The organism is Acidimicrobiia bacterium (assembly GCA_029210695.1).
Taxonomy (GTDB): domain Bacteria; phylum Actinomycetota; class Acidimicrobiia; order Spongiisociales; family JAHEDJ01; genus JAHEDJ01.
On sequence record JARGFH010000066.1, the window covers coordinates 1 to 17,570 of the forward strand.

A 17,570-nucleotide genomic window follows, 5' to 3' on the forward strand; every position below is an offset into this window, starting at 1 on the left:
AACAACCCGCCCCGGACCCGACCATGAATTGGGTTAGGAACCCGGCGACCTATATCAAAGAGTCAGATACACCTCAGTCGCGCAGCTCATCGTGCGAGTTCTTTTTCATTGCCAGCCCGACTCCAAGTCCCAGCGCGGCGACGACGGCTGCCGCCAGAAAGGTCTCGGACAGCGCCATCGTGGTCAGCTCTACCTGCGCTCTGGCCAGCACCGACGAATAGGTCGGGTCCGTGATCGGCGGAAGCTCGATCGTGTCCCGCAGGTCGCCGTAGCGGTGGAGACCCCAGGCGGTCAAGCCGGCCAGTCCAACGCTGAGACCGATCAATCGCAACACCATGACGAGACCGGCGGCAGTTCCCCTCCGGTCCGCCGTAGCGGCGTCGACGACGGCGGCGGCGGTGGGTGCGATCACCAGGCCGAAGCCCGCCCCCAGCAGTGCCAGCTGCCAGGCCATGGCGACGTAGGAGGTGTCGGCCGTCCATCCCGTCCCCATCAGACCGAAACCAACCATGGCGAAGACCAATCCGGTGATGATCGGTGGTCGGTAGGAGTATCGCTCGGCCAGGCGCCCCCCGAGATATGCGGCCACCGCCATGGCGGCCGTTAGAGCACTCAACACCCATCCGGCGATCACCGCCGAACGCTCGACGTCGACCTCTATGACGTTGACGAACAGCGGGACGTCGACCATGGCGATCACCAGGATCGCCCCGACCAGGAAGTTGATGACTACGGCGGCCACCGCAGTCCGACCCCGGAACACCCGGAAGTCGATGAGCGGGTCCTCCGTCCTCCGCTGGATCACCACAAACGCCACGATGGCGGCGGCTGCCACACCGAACAACCAGCGCAAGCCGCCGCCGGGAGCGCCGGTCAACTCCTCGAGCCCGGTCACGCTCTGGATCTGCGCGGAGTCCAGCAAAGCCAGGTCGAGAGAAATCAGTGCAACCGTCAGCGCTCCCGCCCCTGCCCAGTCGATGCGAGATCGGCGAACGACCTCATCGTGCTCCTTCAGGGCCCACCAGGCGGCGCCAATCCCGAGGAGCGTGAGCGGGATGTTGAGCCAGAACTGCCACCGCCACGACAGGAAGCGAACGAGCATGGCGCCGTACAGGGGGCCCCATACCCATCCGAGTGTGTCGATGGCGCCGAGCGACCCGAGCGCCCTCGCCCGTCGCCGGCCGGTGTAGACGTCGCTGACAACCGCCATCCCAACGGGGACGAGGGCGCCGCCGCCCAGGGCGGTGAGCACACGTGCGGCCAGGAAGGTGGGAAGACTGTGGGTCAGCGGCACCCAGATCGACCCGATCAGGAACACAACCAGCCCGCCGATATAGACCTTCCTACGGCCGACAATGTCGCTGAGTCTGCCCATGAACGGCATCACCGCCACATAGGCGATCAGGTAGGCGTTGACGATCCAGGCTGCATCATCGAGCCCGTCCGGCAGGATGATGCCGAGGTCGCCGATGATCGGCCGGAGCATCGTCGAGACGACCGTCAGATCGTCGGCGGCGATGAAGATCCCGAAACCGACAACTGCCAGGATCGAGAATGGCGACGGCCGCCGCTCACCCATCGAGATCGGGAGCGGTGATCTCGACCGCGGTCCCGTACTCGGTCATCCGCAGGCTCCATTTCGTGACACCGTCTGCCATATCGGTTGTGAACGACAGTTCCCGGATTTCACCGGTGGACGTCTCAATCCACAAGTCGCCGTCGACCGCCTGGCCGCGCACCATGCCGGCTGTGACTTGCTCGATGCGATCGGCGGGGGCGGTGACTCTGAAATGGGCGAGCAGTTCACCATCGAGATCCTCTTCAGCGACGAAGTGGACGTTCGTCAATCCGCCGCTGAGGAGTTCCGACCACCCTTGCGCCGGGTCGAACAGTGTCGCCACATCGAATGTGAAGCCGGCCGGAGCGTCCTCCCACGATCCGGTGATGGGGTTGGTGATCCAGGTGTCCGCTCCAATCTGGACGGCGCCAACCTGGGTCGGGATACCGATGGCGCGTACGGTCAAGAGTGCGTCGGTTGAATCCGGGGAGGCGAACCGTCCTTCGGCCGATGTGAATTCGAGGATGTTGTCGTCGTCGATGAAGACGGGAACGCCGCTGCGTTCCAGCAAGAACCGCACGCTTTCGACGGCGGCCATTCGTTCGACCGACAACGCGATGACGGCGTCCGGATCCAACACATCATCGTTTCCCGAGCAGGCGGCGGCGAGAAGCGCGGTGGCCAGCAAGATGAGCAGTGGGATCCGGTTGATCATGACGGCAACATTACCGGCCGGACCGGTAGTACCAGCACTCTCCGTGCTACGTTTATTGTCGAGGAGGGAAGATGTTCGGTCCGGCACAGTTCGTTCGTGCGTTTGCCCGCAACGTATCCATAATCCAGATGCAATCAGAAGGATTGACGCACCAGGACAGTCTGATCCAGACGCCCTACAACGTGAACTGTCTCAACTGGGTGGTGGGCCACCTGGTGACGGGACGCGATGACTTGCTGCTGGCGGTCAGGGCGTCGGCCGTATGGTCGGAAGAGACCAAAGAGCGATATCTCCGGGAGTCCGAGCCGATCCTCGAGGATGGTCCCGGTGTGCTCCCGTTCTCTGATCTGCTCGATGCCTTGGCCGAAACGCAGCGGCGGATCGAGCAGTCGGTGGGTGCTTTGACCGAACAGCAGATGGCCGTCGAGGCTCTCATTGGAGACCGGCCCGTCTCGCTGGCTTCCCGGCTGCGCTTCTTCTACTTCCACGACACCTATCACACCGGTCAGACAGAGATACTCCGCCAGTTCGCAGGCGCGAACGACAAAGTGATCTGAAGAGGTTCTAAGTTCTGAGTTCTAGGTTCTAGTCCTGCGTTGCGGTGGAAAAAACCCAGAACCGAAAACCTAGAACCTACAACCCCTATAACCTACAACCCCTATAACCTAGGGCCTCTGTCATAGACAGAAATCCTCCGCCAGCTTGCAGGCGCCAACGACAAAGTGATCTGAAGAGGTTCTAAGTTCTGAGTTCTAGGTTCTAGTCCTGCGTTGCGGTGGAAAAAACCCAGAACCGAAAACCTAGAACCTCTTTTACTCGCTCAGGTCGATCGATACGTGGCCGCATTCGTTGCAGACTCTCCGGACCAGGCCGCCGGAGATCGCGTGCTGTGTGAACAAGTGCTCGTGGACGACGCCATTGCGCGCGTTCCTGACTCGATCGAAAACTCCGGGGTGGCGACGGAAACCGGGCGCCACCTCAACCAGCTCTTCGAGCTCGGGCTCGAGGATGGCCTGTTCAGGCACCGTCGCATATGGATCTGCCGGCTCCGTCGGGACGACGGGGTCGGGAGCCCTCGGCGCTGGCGGAGCCGTGATGTGGGCAGGACGGTGGACCTCGACGGGTGGCAGCTCGACAGTCGAACTCGGTGGTGCTGGTGGTGCCGGTGGCGTGGGTTCAACGGTTTGATCGAGGCCATGGACCCTGGCTACCAGAATCGCCTTGAGTGACGGAATGGGATTCTTGTGTCGCTTGAACCGGCCGGAGTAGCTCTTCTTCGTCTTCTCCTTGGCGGTGGCGATGGCTTTGAGGCCCTCGTAAGAAAAAGCGATCGGATCGTGAGCGATGAAGGCCGAGTGCTCACCGTCCAGGGTGATTACGAATCGTGAACTGCCGACTCGATCGATCTCGACCGACCCGATCGGCCAGGTTCCGAGCGGCTTGTCACGGCGCGCCAGTGTGAGGCCTCGTTCCTCGACCCAGAGTTCGATATCCAGGTCCAGGTCCGGTCGGTCGATGGGTGCGATGCGCCCACGGAAACGCTTACGGTGAATCCCTCTCATTTGGCACTCCGAAGGTAGGCCTTCTCGGCTCTTGGTGCCTCCTGAATGGCCTCGTCGGCATCGATCGTGGCGCACATCGCCCTGGCCAGGCTGGCCAGCGCCAACGCCGTCTCCGGGTCCATCCGCCCGGAGCGCACCTCGCCGACCGCCCGCTTCAACTGGCGGAAGACGGAGGCCAAGGCCGGATCCTCCACCGGGACGCCGCGGGTTGCGGAGGTCGATCGATTGGGGTCGTGCGATGTACAGAAGCCCGATTCGAGGACGATGCTCGAGCGACACGGTCGGCCGTCGCGGCGGGTGCCACGGCAGTGTTCGGTGTTCGAGAGTCTGATCTCTGAGGCCACTGCTGTGTCTGGAAGATTGGAAACCACCTCGAGGTGAGGATCTGCCCTCAGATCGATGCTGCGCACGGGAATTGGTGCCTCCGGTGGGGCAAATGCCGTGCGAATCTTCGTCAGCATTCCGGCTCGTGTTCGTCGCCCATCGATATGGGGGAGGGCCTCGTAGGAGAAGGACAAGATGTCTTCGGCTTCGAACATCATGTGTTCGTTTCCGAAGGACATCGAAAACTGATCGCTCGAGGTGCGGGATGCTGAGACATCCGAGAGACTCCACTTCCCGACTCTCTCGCCGTCTGCTTCGATCGTCAGTCCGTGGTCATCGAGGATCACATTGACGGGTAGCCCGGGACCTTGGTCCCCGGGTGAACGTAGGCGGCCACGAAATTGCATCACACAACCTCTACTCTAGCCGCCCCGTGTGGTTACTCTCGCGCTCAGCGTGGCAATTGTCAAGGGATTCCGACGAAGGCACGCACCTGTCTGATTGCCACGATGGCCATGGCGGCGTCGTCCACGCCGTCGGCTTCGAGTGTGGCGATGAATCGCCTGAGGCGAACGAGGCCGTCGTCGTGCTCATGGAGGTAGCCGGCGACCATTTCGTCGGGATCAGATGGCTTGATCGTCATCAGCACAGAACCGGCCAGGTCGCGGCGAAGTCGAATGAGGTCATCGTCGAGTGTTCGGGTCGCCCAGCGCTGCCAGCGGGTCACCATTGGCAACCCGGCCACCTGGACTTCCAGCCAGTCGAGTTCGAAGACCTGGCCGATCAGAAAGAAAACCCTGGCGACGTCGAGGAGGGGATATCCGGTGTCGCGGGCCAGCTCGATGATGTCGGGACCGTGGATGAGTTCCTTCTGGAACACGTGACGTCTGGCGATGTCCTTTGGAACGCCCCCCTCCATCAGCGCCTCGACGGCTCCCTCCCTTTCCCGACTCCAGAGCACCGGTCCGACAGTGGCGATCGCTTTGGCGAGATCGGCGAAGGCGGTCTTCGTCTCCGCGATCGTCACGGCCGGCTCGTCGCGGCCCGGTCGCGTCAAGTACCAGCGGGTGAGTGCCTCGACCAAAGCGTCGACACCGAACATCAGCCGGCGCTGTATGTCGATATCCACCCCCGCCCGGAGCTGTTCGACCGCCTCCCACCTGGCGGAGGCGCCGGTTACTTCTCGGGTGATACGGAAGGCGCGGACGATGTCGGCGGGCGTTGAGCCGGTTTCATTCATCAACCGGGTCACGAACGTGATGCCTTCCGAGTTGACCAACTCATTGGCGAGAATCGTTGTCAGCAGCTCGCGCCTGAGCGGGTGTTTCTCGATGAGGTCACCGAATTGTTCTCGAATCGCCCGTGGGAAGTACTCCAACAGGTCGGAGACATACTGAGCTTCATCGGGGAGGCCGGTGGTCATGAGCGCGTCGGCGAGGCTCCGCTTGGAGTAGGCAAGCAGCACGGCGAGTTCTGGTCGCGTCAATCCGAGCTGGCGGGTCGCACGATCGTTTAGTTCCTCGGCAGTTGGCACGCCTTCGATCGCACGGTCGAGCAGGCCGGCGGTCTCGAGCATTGTCATCAGATCTTCGTACGCCTCGATTTGTTGAGGCGATTGCTCGAGTTCCTGCGAAAGGATCTGCGCCTGCAGGAAATTGTCATATAGAACGGCTGCAACTACATCGTCTGCCACAGACGCGACGAGTTCATCGCGCGCTTCTCGAGTCAGGTCGCCGCGCTCCTCTGCCAACCCGAGCAGCACCTTCAGGTTGACTTCCCGGTCTGAGCAGTGCACGCCGCCGGAGTTGTCGATGAAGTCCGTATTGATCTTGCCTGTGGCTGCATATTCGATGCGACCCCGCTGGGTGAATCCAAGGTTGCCCCCTTCGGCCACGACCTGGCAGCGCAGATCCCGTCCGTTCACCCGGACGGGATCGTTGGGGCGGTCGCCAACTTCGGCATTGGTTTCAGATTTCGCCTTCACATATGTGCCGATGCCACCGTTCCAAAGCAAATCGACCGGCGCTTGCAGAATCGCCGCGATGAGTTCGTTCGGTGTGAACTCGGATCGGTCAACGTCCAGAGCTTCCCGAGCTTCAGGGGAGAGGTCGATCCGTTTGGCGGTGCGCGGATAGATGCCCCCACCCGGCGAGAGGAGGTCGTGGTTGTAATCCTCCCAGGAGGAGGCCGGAAGCGCGAAGAGACGCTCGCGCTCGGCGAACGATGCCACGGGATCGGGATCGGGATCAACGAAGATGTGGCGGTGATCGAAGGCTGCAATGAGTCCCAACGTCCGGGACATGAGCATGCCGTTCCCGAAGACATCACCCGACATGTCTCCGATGCCGACCACGGTAATGGGATCGTTCTGGGTGTCGATCCCATCCTCCCAGAAGTGGTACTTGACCGACTCCCATGCACCCTTGGCGGTGATGCCGAGTGCCTTGTGGTCGTAGCCTGCCGATCCGCCGGAGGCGAAGGCGTCACCGAGCCAGTAGCCGTACTCCGCCGCGATCGCATTCGCAGTGTCCGAGAGCCTGGCGGTGCCTTTGTCGGCTGCCACCACCAGATACGGGTCGTTGCCGTCATGGATACGGACCTCGACGGGGTGTACGACCTGGCCTGCTACGAGGTTGTCGGTGATGTCGAGCATGCCCCTGATGAAGATGCTGTATGCGGAGGTGACCGCCTCAGCGAGTTTCGCCCGGTCAGATGGGGGTCTGCGGAGCACGAAGCCGCCCTTGGATCCGGTGGGAACGATGATGGCGTTCTTGGTCATCTGAGCCTTCATGAGGCCCAGTACTTCCGTGCGGTAGTCCTCCCTGCGATCCGACCACCGCAGGCCGCCGCGTGACACCAAGCCGCCCCGCAGGTGGATTGCTTCCACCTCCGGTGCGTAGACGAAAATCTCAAACTTCGGGTGGGGGAGCGGCATCTCGGGCACGCGGGCTGAATCGAACTTGAAGCTGAGCGATTGCCGGTCCGTGCGATAAGTGTTGGTGCGGACGGTTGCCTGGACCAGGTGCAGGAACCCGCGCAGGATGCGGTCCTCTTCAAGCGACTCGAGGGCGTCGAGTTCTTGAGTGATCTGCTCGATCAGTACGGGTTCAAGTCCTTGCTCCGCCTCTGGATTGAAGCGGGCATCGAACAACTGCACGAGCAGATGGGCGATGTCCGGGTGGGCGGCGAACGTGTCGTTGATGTAGCGCATCGTGTAGGAAGAGCTCACCCGCCGCCAATAGGTCCGATACGCGCGCAGGATCCCAACCTCGAAGTGCGTCAGGCACGATGACACGACTAGTCGGTTGAGAGAGTCGGACTCGGCCTTCCTGGCGAGGATTGCCTGAATGGCCTCGCCCAGTCTCCCTGCACACGCTTCCAGATCGAGTTGACGGCCGCTCAGGTCCAACACGCCGAAGTCATGGATGAACGCCGAGCCCTCACCGTCGGCGATACGGGTCGGAACCTCTTCGACCACCCGGAGCCCCAGTGCTTCGAGTACCGGCATGATGGCGGAGAGCTGCATCTTCCCCGCTTTGCGGTACACGGCCAGCCGGGTGAGCTTCTCGCCGTGATCGGTCTCATTCTGGAGTCCGATGACCACCGGCACCCCGGACGTGATCAGCTCCTCGAGTTTGACGACATCGTTGACGGAGAGTTCGATCGGCACCGACGTCCTGTAGTACTCCGGGAACCGGCTCGCCCACGTATCGGCCAGTTGATTCCCGTGTTCCTGCCCGAGCCTCTCGGCCATGAGTTCCCGGAGCCGGTCCTCCCAATTTCGGGCGACATCGACGACCTCTGCTTCGAGCTCGGCGAACGAGACCTCCGGTACGCTGCCTCCCCCTATCCAAATTGTGAAATGGATGCGAGCGCCGCCCGTCTCGCCCAGGGACAAACGGAAATCCGATGAGGTTCCGCCGAACTTCCGGAGGAACAGCGCCTCGAGCTTCTTTCGCACAGTCGCAGAGAAGCGATCGCGTGGAATCGCAACCAGAATGGAAACGCTTCTGTTGAAGAGGTCCCTTCTGACGAACAGGCGGATTTGCCTCTGCTCTTCCAGGTTGACGAGACCCATGATGTTGAATCCGATCTCGTCGGTCGGCGTAGAGAACAGCTCGTCCTTCGGGAAGCTGTCGAAGATCTGCACGAGTTGCTTGTAATCGTGCGATCCCTCGATGAGGTCTTCCGCTTCGATGATGTGGTGCAGTTTGCGTTGGAGGATCGGCATCGTCGAAGCGGGAGCCATGTACGCCCTCGATGTGAAGAGGCCGAGCAGGCGTGCTTCGCCGACGACTTCGCCATCCTGGTTCACGCGGCGCAGGCCGATGTAATCCATCCGGTCCGGACGGTGCACCGTCGACTTGCGGTTGGTCTTCGTGATTACGAGGAGCTCACCTTCAACATGACGGGCGCGCAGATCGTCGGGGAGATCGGCCAAGGCCACCGGCTCGGCGAAGGCGGACTCCGAGTCATCCGCCAGGATTCCGAGCCCGGTATCAGTCACGATCTGGAGCGCCGGTCCATCGGGCTGGGCGATGATCTGATATTCGCGATATCCGAGCATCACGAAGTTGAAATCCAGAAGCCACTCGAGGAAGCTGCGAGCGTCTTCGATCTCTTCTGGTGCGTAGCGGGTCGTCCCTTCGGCGGCGTACTCCACCATCCGCTGAACGGCTTTTTGCATCAGTGGGAAGTCGCGAACTGCTGCCAGCGTGTCCGCGAGGGCTTGTCGTACAACCTTCTCGAGCTCGAGTGCGCCGTCACCCACGGGACGATCGAGTTCGATGTGTTGGATGGACTCTCGAACATCCGCCCCCCGGGCCGGCAGGATGTCGACGATTCGATTGTCGTCGTCACGAAGGGTGCCGATAACCGGGTGGAGGATTCGCTCGATGTTGAATCCTTGCGCCTGAACGGCGTTGCCAACCGAGTCGATCAGGAAGGGTCGATCGTCGCAGACGATTTCGACAACGCCGCCGGGGAGGTCGTAGCCCCAATCGCCCAGGGACGGGTCGAACACCCTTACGGCGATCTGCTCGGTTCCTCTGGCGTCGAGGAACTCGAAGAGCCGTCTGATCTGGGCGGCCATCTCCGGTTCCTGAACTGCCGCGGACCATTCATCTGGGAACCGTCTGAGGTAGGCGCGGGCAAAGTCGGTGACGGCTTCGCCGGCCGGGGTGTCGGAGGGTGAGGCGAGGTGCTCGATTACCTGTTCGACATAGGCGATGGGTTCGCGAACCATGTGAGACAACGTTACTGCGGGGAAAGGCCCGAGTGGGTGAATAGCGGCGGCGAATGGCGGATTGCGCGAAGGCCTTTCGTACTATTCGCAGGTGACATGAGCTGTTATCCGTTCCGCTTATGTTGCAGTAGCGTATGGGTTGGTTGAAAGCGCCGGAAGAAGTCGGAGAGAAGATATGCGCGCGACGTGGCAACGATGGCGGGTGATTTGGGTGGCTGCCGTGGTGGTGGCGATGGCTCTTGCCCTGACCGGTTGCGGGGACACCGCTCAGGACCGAGCGCCGAATTTCTCGTTGGACAACGCCCTGGGCGCACCGGTGGCGTTGACCGACTATTCGGGAACCCCGGTCCTGTTGTTCTTCCACATGGCAGACGGCTGACCGCCGTGCATGCAACAGATCGTGGATCTGGAAGTTGATGCAGGGTTTCAGGCTCTGGGCGTAGAACTGGTCTCCATCGCGTTCGATGATGGGGCAACGCAGAAGCAAGCAGCCGAGGCGGTAGGAGTGGTCGATACACCTATGTTGGTTGACGCCGATCACAGCGTCTCGGAAGCCTACGACGTGCTGCAGTGGGCTGTTGCCACCGGCGAACCCGGGCACACGTTTGTGTTGGTCGACGGCGACGGCGGTATCGCCTGGCTTCGCGATTATGGAGCCCAGGAGAACGGCGGCTCCATGTACGTGGAGCCTCAGGAACTCGTCGACCAAATCGACGTCGCATTGAATGGGTGAACCGGCGAGGGCAGATAAGCCGAACCCCTGTACCGTTGGTTATCGTTGAGAGCGTGAAGGACGACTTCTCCGCCGCCTGCGACATCATCGACAACGCGCGGCGTGTTCTCCTCTTCACCGGTGCCGGGATCTCTACGGAATCCGGGATTCCAGATTTCCGTGGACCCGACGGGCTTTGGTCCAGAGTGGACCCAGCCGACTTCACGATCGGGCGGTACCTGAGCGACCCGGAACTCCGCAAGCGACGGTGGCGCATGCACCTCGATGGTGAGCTGTGGGGATCCCGTTCGGTGGTGCGCCCGAACCGTGCCCATCACGCCATCACCGACCTGTGGAGGGCCGAGAAGCTGAGTGGCGTCGTCACGCAGAACATCGACGGTCTGCATCAGGAGGCCGGCGTATCCGACGATCATGTGGCCGAGCTCCACGGGAACATCCGACGAGCCAACTGCGTCGGATGTGGTGAGGATTGGGCGACCACCGAAGTGCTGGCGCGAGTGGAGGCTGGTGAGGCCGATCCGAGCTGCCCGACTTGCGGAGACATCATCAAGACGTCGACCGTCATGTTCGGAGAGGCTCTGCCGATGAACGAATGGGGTACTGCGCTGGTAATGGCCGCCCAGGCCGAGGCTGTCCTGGTCGTCGGAAGCACGCTGGGAGTCTTTCCGGCTGCCGACGTAGCCCTCGAACCGGCCCGGCGCGGCGTGCCGATGGTGATCGTCAACCTTGGACCAACCGACTACGACCACCTCGCCAGAGTGAAGCTCGATGGCATGGCGGGCGAACTCGTCCCCCAGCTGGCAGATGTCGTCCTGGGGCACTAGCCATCTGAGTCTGGCGGCCCCTCGAGGGAGAACCCGCGACTCGCGACCCGCAACGAGACAGGAGGAGACGGTGCCTACCGAGTATCAGCTCAGGGAGTACGTCGTCGAGGACGGCAAGTGGGACGAGTTCATCGAGGTTTTCGGGAAAGTAGTCGAGGCGCGGACGGCCGCCGGGTTCGACGTGGTCGGGGTGTGGATCGTTCCTGAAGAGAGACGGTTCATCTGGATCGTCTCCACCGACGATCCGGGCGGGATCGAAGGTGCTTCGCAGGTCTACTACGAATCGCCGGAGCGGAAGGCGCTGCGTCCCGAACCTGCCTCGTTCCTGACCGAGGTCAGCACGACCACGATGACGGTCCTCCCCGGGTTCTGACGGCGGCCGAAGCCGCCGGCTGTTTCTCTACACTCGGGACAGATGCAGCTGCCAATCGCCGTACTCGTGTCTGGATCGGGATCCAACCTCCAGGCCATCATTGATGCCGCGGCAGCAGACACTGATTTTGGAGCCGATGTCGTCACGGTGATCTCTGATCGTGCCGGGGTGCGCGGTCTCGAGCGGGCGGCGGCGGCCGGAATCCCGACCAGAGTCGTGCCGTGGGCCGGTGCCGGCACACGTCGGACGTTCACGGCAGCCGTATGCGATGCAGCCGAGCAGGCCGGAGCTCAGGCGCTGGTTCTGGCCGGGTTCATGCGGATCCTCACCCGGGAAGCCGTCGACCGGTTTCCGAACCGGATCCTCAACATCCACCCTGCCCTACTCCCCGCCTTCCCCGGCGCCCACGGTGTGCGGGATGCCCTGAATCATGGAGTCAAGGTCACCGGCGTCACGGTCCACTTCGTGGACGAGCACGTCGACCACGGGCCGATCATCGCCCAACGGGCGGTGCCTGTCGACCCGCAGGACACTGAGGAATCACTGCACGCCCGGATTCAAACTGAAGAACACGATCTCTTCCCGGAGGTCGTCAAGGCGTTCGCACATGGTCGGCTTCGCGTTGAAGGTCGAACCGTTGTGTGGGAAGGAGCATGATCGTGAGTCGTATCCCCGTTCGCAGAGCGCTCGTGTCGGTTTCGGACAAGCACGGACTCATCGACTTCGCGCGACGCCTCGTTGAATCCGATGTTGTGATCGTCTCGTCAGGAGGCACCGCGGCGCTTCTCGCCGAGGCCGGACTCCCCGTCACGACCGTGTCGGAGGTAACCGGTGCTCCTGAGATTCTTGGGGGTCGCGTGAAGACACTGCACCCACGAGTGCACGGCGGCATCCTCGCCGACCTGGCTGAGGATCATCACCGCCGGGAATTGGCCGAGCAGGGGATCGAGCCGTTCGAACTCGTCGTTTCCAACCTCTATCCATTCGAGAAGACCATTGCCCGGCCGCACGTAGCCGAAGGCGACGCGATCGAGGAGATCGACGTCGGCGGCCCAACGCTGGTGCGGGCGGCGGCCAAGAACCATGCCTGGGTAGGGATCGTGACTTCGCCGGATCAATACGACGAGGTGGCGTCGGCGGTCGAGGCCGGTGGCCTAGGTGCTCCGCTGCGGCGGCGGCTGGCCAGGGAAGCGTTCTTCCGGACGGCTGCGTACGACGCTGCCATCGTTGGCTGGTTCGAACGCGTAGACCATGGTCTGCCGGAACGGATGGTGCTGCCCCTGGAGCGCACGGCCGAACTCCGCTATGGAGAGAACCCGCATCAGCCGGGAGCCGCCTTCCGCACGCTCGGGCAATCGGCCTGGTGGGAGAGTGCCACCCAGATACAGGGCAAAGAGATGTCTTTCAACAATTACGTCGATGCGGATTCAGCCTGGCGCCACGTGCAGGAGTTCGAGGAGCCGGCCTGCGTCATCGTGAAACACACGAACGCCTGCGGTGTGGCGACGGCCGCCGATCTCGCCGGCGCCTTCCGACTCGCCTGGGATGCCGATCCGCAGTCGGCCTTCGGAAGCGTGATCGCCCTCAATCGTCCCCTCGACGGAGAGACCGCCACTGCGATGGCCGCCGCCGGCTTCATTGAGGTCGTCATTACTCCTGCGGTCGAAGACCTCGCACCGCTGGAGACGAAGACAAATCTGCGGGTCATCGTCGCCGGCGGGCCGCACCGACCGGGCTTCGATCTGCGGATGGTTGATGGAGGGTTCGTCGGGCAGGAGTGGGACACGACCGGCGTCGACGACGAATGGGCGGTGGTGTCAGACCGACCGCCGACGCCGGAGGAGATGCGCGACCTCCGCTTCGCCTGGCGGGTGGCCGCCCACACGAAGTCGAACGCGATCGTGATCGCCAGGGGAGGCCAGGCGGTTGGTATCGGCGCCGGTGACCAGAGCCGGATCGGGGCCTCCGAGCGGGCCGTCCGCCAGGCGGGTGACCGGGCTGCCGGGGCGGTGGCGGCCAGCGATGCGTTCTTCCCCTTTGCCGACGGCCTCGAGGCCCTGGCAGGGGCGGGTGTCACCGCCGTCGTCGAGCCGGGCGGCTCGAAGGGCGATGCCGAGGTGATCGCGGCTGCCAATGCAGGCGGGCTCGCTCTGGTCTTCACCGGACGTAGGCACTTCAGACATTGACCGACCGGCGGCCAATTGCCAATTGCCAATTGCCATACCAAGCAACGCGACATTTCGCCTCAAGAGCCGCATACCGAAAGTAGAGACAAGATGATCGAGACCCAACTGTTGAGCGGAACCATCGTTGCGGCGGCCGTCAAGGAAGAAGTGGCGGAGCGGGTCGTCGCACTGGCGAAACGGGATAGGACCGTCGGTCTCGCCACAGTTCTGGTTGGTGAAGATCCTGCCTCGGAGGTCTACGTACGCAACAAGCGGCGCACCGCCGAGAACCTCGGTATCACTTCGATCCACCATCAACTTCCCGCCGACACCTCGCAAGGCGAGGTCGACGATCTCATTGGCCGCCTCAATGAGGATCCGGCAGTCGACGGCATCCTGGTCCAGCTTCCGCTACCGGCCGGGCTGGACGGGGAGCGAGCGGTGAACCTCATCGACCCAACCAAGGACGCCGACGGGCTGCATCCGAGCAATCTCGGCAAGCTCATCCTCGGCAGGCCGGGTCTCACCCCCTGTACGCCGACCGGGGTCATGCGGATCCTCGAGCACTACGGCATCGAGGTGGCCGGCCGTCACGCTGTGGTCATCGGCCGGTCGTTTCTGGTCGGTCGTCCGCTCGCCCTCCTCTTCAATCAGAAGGGCGTAGATGCCACGGTGACGATGGCCCACTCGCGAACGCCCAACCTGGCCGCGGTAGCTCGTGCGGCGGACATCGTCGTTGCGGCGGTCGGCGTCCCGAAGCTCGTCGGCCCCGACTTCGTCAAGCCGGGAGCCACCGTGATCGACGTCGGAATCAATCGGACGGATGTAGGCCTGGTTGGTGACGCCGATTTCGAGGCGCTTCAGGGCATCGCCGGAGCGATGACGCCGGTTCCCAAGGGGGTCGGCCCGATGACGGTGGCGATGCTGATGCACAACACGGTTACCGCCGCAGAAGCGACTTCGTAGTCGCGGGAACCGACGTTTGCCGCCGGTCGTTGTTGAGAGATGAAGAAAGCCTGCACTCTCATCGTGACGCTGATCCTCGTGGCCGGGTGTGGTGCGGCCACCTCGGACGGCGGCTCGACGTCGACGTCGACATCGGCGGTGATCGGAACGACGACCTCCGTCGTCACGTCCACTTCAACTGTCGCCACAACCTCAACCATCACCTCACCGCCTCCGGCCACTACTTCGACAACGGTTACCGATTCACCTTCGATCCCTCTCGACGCCCGCTACGACCCGGACGCCACCGTCGAGTTCGGCTTCCTGACCGCCGTGTCGGCCGGCGAGATCGTGGCCGACTACGCGCAATGGCTCTCCGGCGATGAGGCCAATCAGGCGGCCTTCGAGGAGGGTGTCATTGCTTCTGTGGAGGAAGGAGTCCCGAACGACTACTACATCCGCAACGTCAACCCGCAGCTGAGGACGCTGCCCCTGGCGGACGACGTGACCGTGTGGTTGATATCCCCGGTCGAGGGAGTGACCAGTGTGGAGGTTGGCATCGGAGAGTGGCTCGGCCTGTTCAACGACGGGGTGCCCTGGGACTACGAGACGGATGAGATCCCCACCTGGGATGAGCCCTACTTCGGCTACTACGGGGCGGCGATGAAGCAAACGCCTTATTGGTTCGTGATCCTCGACGGAGAAGTGATCGCGATCGAGCAGCAATACGTCCCCTAGTCGCGGGTCGCGGGTCGCGTGATGTGACTTTGGGCGGAAATCGACCTCTGTTCGCTCGGCTACCCTTTTGGCATCAAATCAGAGGAGTGAAGCCATGGCGACTGCCATCACCATGGGAGCCGACGGACTCGTAGTCCCCAACGATCCCATCCTGCCGTTCATCGAAGGTGACGGTATCGGACCCGACATCTGGGCAGCAGCCCAGGCCGTCTTCGACGCCGCGGTTGAGAAGGCCTACGGCGGCGAGCGGAAGGTCGAGTGGAAAGAGGTCCTCGCCGGAGAGAAGGCCTACAACGAAACGGGTGAGTGGTTGCCCGACGAGACCGTCGAAGCGTTCCAGGAGTACCTGGTCGGTATCAAAGGCCCGTTGACCACCCCGGTCGGTGGAGGCATTCGCAGTCTGAACGTGGCCCTTCGCCAGATCATGGACCTGTATGTGTGTCTGCGCCCCGTGCGCTGGTTCACCGGAGTCCCGTCCCCGGTGAAGCATCCCGAACTCGTGGACATGGTGATCTTCCGTGAGAACACCGAGGACGTCTACGCCGGCAAGGAACTCGAAGCGGGCACCGACGATGTCAAGAAACTGATCGAATTTCTGCGCGATGCCTACGGGTGGGACATCCGGCCCGACAGTGGACTTGGTATCAAGCCGATCTCGGAAACCGGTTCGAAGCGTCTGGTGCGGGCGGCGATCAAGTATGCGATCGCCAACAACCGCAAGTCGGTCACGCTGGTTCACAAGGGCAACATCATGAAGTTCACCGAAGGTGCCTTCAGGAGCTGGGGCTATGAGCTCACCCGCGACGAGTTCGAGGGCCGGGCGGTCGGCTGGGACGATTGCGGAGGCGATCCCGGTGATCGGGTCCTCGTCAAGGACGTGATCGCAGATGCCATGCTGCAGCAGATCCTGACCCGGCCGGCGGAATACGAAGTACTGGCGACCATGAACCTCAACGGCGACTTCATCTCCGATGCCCTGGCCGCCCAGGTCGGCGGAATCGGTATCGCACCCGGAGGCAACATCAACTACGAGACCGGTATTGCGGTGTTCGAGGCCACCCACGGCACGGCTCCGAAGTACGCGGGCATGGACAAGGTCAACCCCGGCTCGGTGATCCTCTCCGGCGAGTTGATGTTCCGCTACATGGGATGGCCGGAGGTATCCGACCTGATCGTCAAGGGACTCGAAGCCGCGATTGCCGAGAAGATCGTCACCTATGACTTTGCCCGTCTGATGGAGGGCGCCACCGAGGTCAAGACCTCCGAATTTGCGCAGGCAATGATCGATCGGATGTAGGCATTGTCGGTCACCCGGGCGTTCGGCGCATCCGGGTGGTGAGGGGCAGTAGGCCGTAGGCAGTCGTGTGGACGGGGTCTACTTGCCTACTGCCTATGGCCCATAGCTTGGTTCAACGACCGGCAAAATCGTTCACCCCCGAGCGATGTGGCCCTGCGGCAGGCGCAGATGCTGGCCCCTCTATCCTCTATCTCATGTCATTTGATCTCGACCACGTCGCCATTGGTTTGCACGACATCACAGAGACGCTTTTCGCCCTCGTCGGAGAACTCGGCGGCGTGCCGATTCACGGAGGGGAGATCGTCGGGTTCCGATCCATGCAGATCCGGCTCGGAGATGGCCAACGGGGGATGACCGTCGAACTCCTGGAACCGTTCAACGTGCATCTCAACGACTTCCTGGCCCGGTTCCTCGCCCGCAGCGGTGTCGGCCCTCATCACCTGACGTTCAAGGTGAAGGACATCGCCGCTGAACTCGAACGACTCGAAGACCTCGGGTACCAGCCGATCAACGTCAACCTCTCCAACGAGATGTGGCAAGAGGCGTTCCTGCATCCCAAAGATGCCCATGGGACGGTGGTGCAGATCGCCCAACCCGGGATGCACACCCCGATGGCAACGTTGCTGGCCGACTCGCTCGCCGGGCGCCCGCACGCGATGACTGAGTGGTGGCCGCAACCGCCGGCACGGGCGGCGCATCCCGTGACCCTGGAACGGGTTGTCCTCAACACACCAGCTCCCGAGGCCGCGCAAGCGTTCTTCATCGAGGTGCTGGGCGGATCGCCCGACCCTGAGTGTGCAGATGAATGCCAGGTCGTCTGGCCGGGTGGCGCTCGTCTCGCCCTGGAGCATCACCCGGACACGGCGCCGGGCATCGATCGTTTCGAGCTCACGGGCCGGGAGCCGGGGGAGCGGGTCATCGGCGGGACGAAGTTCCGATTCATAGGAGGTTCTAGGTTCTGAGTTATAGGTTTTGTCGTCGCCACGGTGCTGGCCGCACTCAGAACCTACAACCTAGAACCTAGTGGTCTGTCGCGGATTCAGTGATCTGGTTGAGGGCGGCTCGTCCTCGTTTGACTTTGGCAATGATTT

15 protein-coding genes are annotated in these 17,570 nt (G+C 62.7%); 10 read left to right on the plus strand and 5 right to left on the minus strand.

Annotated elements, in window-relative coordinates; all coding sequences use genetic code 11:
• Positions 1-73 precede the first annotated feature (73 nt).
• The gene (locus tag P1T08_15860) at positions 74-1,579 is read right to left on the minus strand and encodes an MFS transporter (GenBank protein MDF1597554.1); all 1,506 of its coding nucleotides are present in this window, start codon (positions 1,577-1,579) and stop codon (positions 74-76) included.
• The gene (locus tag P1T08_15865; GenBank protein MDF1597555.1) at positions 1,572-2,273 is read right to left on the minus strand and encodes an LppX_LprAFG lipoprotein; all 702 of its coding nucleotides are present in this window, start codon (positions 2,271-2,273) and stop codon (positions 1,572-1,574) included. The genes P1T08_15860 and P1T08_15865 overlap by 8 nt, the downstream gene beginning before the upstream one ends.
• Positions 2,274-2,344: 71 nt before the next feature.
• Between P1T08_15865 and P1T08_15870 the strand changes: the two genes are divergently transcribed.
• Complete coding sequence (locus tag P1T08_15870; protein ID MDF1597556.1) at positions 2,345-2,830, plus strand: DinB family protein; 486 nt, start codon at positions 2,345-2,347, stop codon at positions 2,828-2,830.
• Positions 2,831-3,085: 255 nt separating this feature from the next.
• Here P1T08_15870 and P1T08_15875 read toward each other — a convergent pair whose 3' ends face one another.
• Genes P1T08_15875 through P1T08_15885 form a run of 3 tightly spaced genes read right to left on the minus strand, consistent with a single transcriptional unit; the run spans position 3,086 to position 9,404 of the window.
• Complete coding sequence (locus tag P1T08_15875; protein MDF1597557.1) at positions 3,086-3,835, minus strand: hypothetical protein; 750 nt, start codon at positions 3,833-3,835, stop codon at positions 3,086-3,088.
• Positions 3,832-4,569 (minus strand): hypothetical protein, encoded by a 738-nt coding sequence (locus P1T08_15880; protein ID MDF1597558.1) that lies wholly within the window; start codon positions 4,567-4,569, stop codon positions 3,832-3,834. The genes P1T08_15875 and P1T08_15880 overlap by 4 nt, the downstream gene beginning before the upstream one ends.
• Before the next feature lie 56 nt (positions 4,570-4,625).
• Positions 4,626-9,404 carry an NAD-glutamate dehydrogenase gene (locus P1T08_15885; protein MDF1597559.1) on the minus strand — a complete coding sequence of 1,593 codons (4,779 nt, stop codon included), beginning with the start codon at positions 9,402-9,404 and terminating at the stop codon, positions 4,626-4,628.
• Between the two features lie 232 nt (positions 9,405-9,636).
• On the opposite strand from P1T08_15885, the gene P1T08_15890 reads away from it, so the two are divergent.
• From P1T08_15890 to P1T08_15930, 9 genes are all read left to right on the plus strand, one after another.
• The gene (locus P1T08_15890) at positions 9,637-10,137 is read left to right on the plus strand and encodes a peroxiredoxin family protein (protein ID MDF1597560.1); all 501 of its coding nucleotides are present in this window, start codon (positions 9,637-9,639) and stop codon (positions 10,135-10,137) included.
• Between the two features lie 53 nt (positions 10,138-10,190).
• Positions 10,191-10,961: a Sir2 family NAD-dependent protein deacetylase gene (locus tag P1T08_15895; protein MDF1597561.1), complete on the plus strand. Its 771-nt coding sequence runs from the start codon at positions 10,191-10,193 to the stop codon at positions 10,959-10,961.
• A 70-nt stretch (positions 10,962-11,031) separates the two neighbouring features.
• Positions 11,032-11,334, plus strand: coding sequence for a hypothetical protein (locus tag P1T08_15900; GenBank protein MDF1597562.1), 303 nt, complete (start codon positions 11,032-11,034; stop codon positions 11,332-11,334).
• 42 nt (positions 11,335-11,376) lie between these two features.
• On the plus strand, positions 11,377-11,991 hold the full coding sequence (gene purN / locus P1T08_15905; GenBank protein ID MDF1597563.1) for a phosphoribosylglycinamide formyltransferase: 615 nt from the start codon (positions 11,377-11,379) through the stop codon (positions 11,989-11,991).
• Positions 11,992-12,002: 11 nt separating this feature from the next.
• Positions 12,003-13,520 carry a bifunctional phosphoribosylaminoimidazolecarboxamide formyltransferase/IMP cyclohydrolase gene (gene purH / locus P1T08_15910; protein MDF1597564.1) on the plus strand — a complete coding sequence of 506 codons (1,518 nt, stop codon included), beginning with the start codon at positions 12,003-12,005 and terminating at the stop codon, positions 13,518-13,520.
• 90 nt (positions 13,521-13,610) lie between these two features.
• Positions 13,611-14,465: a bifunctional methylenetetrahydrofolate dehydrogenase/methenyltetrahydrofolate cyclohydrolase FolD gene (gene folD, locus P1T08_15915; GenBank protein MDF1597565.1), complete on the plus strand. Its 855-nt coding sequence runs from the start codon at positions 13,611-13,613 to the stop codon at positions 14,463-14,465.
• 39 nt (positions 14,466-14,504) lie between these two features.
• Positions 14,505-15,182, plus strand: coding sequence for a hypothetical protein (locus P1T08_15920; protein MDF1597566.1), 678 nt, complete (start codon positions 14,505-14,507; stop codon positions 15,180-15,182).
• 94 nt (positions 15,183-15,276) lie between these two features.
• Positions 15,277-16,479: an NADP-dependent isocitrate dehydrogenase gene (icd, locus tag P1T08_15925; protein MDF1597567.1), complete on the plus strand. Its 1,203-nt coding sequence runs from the start codon at positions 15,277-15,279 to the stop codon at positions 16,477-16,479.
• Between the two features lie 194 nt (positions 16,480-16,673).
• Positions 16,674-17,441, plus strand: a complete 768-nt coding sequence (locus P1T08_15930) for a VOC family protein (protein MDF1597568.1) — start codon at positions 16,674-16,676, stop codon at positions 17,439-17,441.
• Positions 17,442-17,570 lie beyond the last annotated feature (129 nt).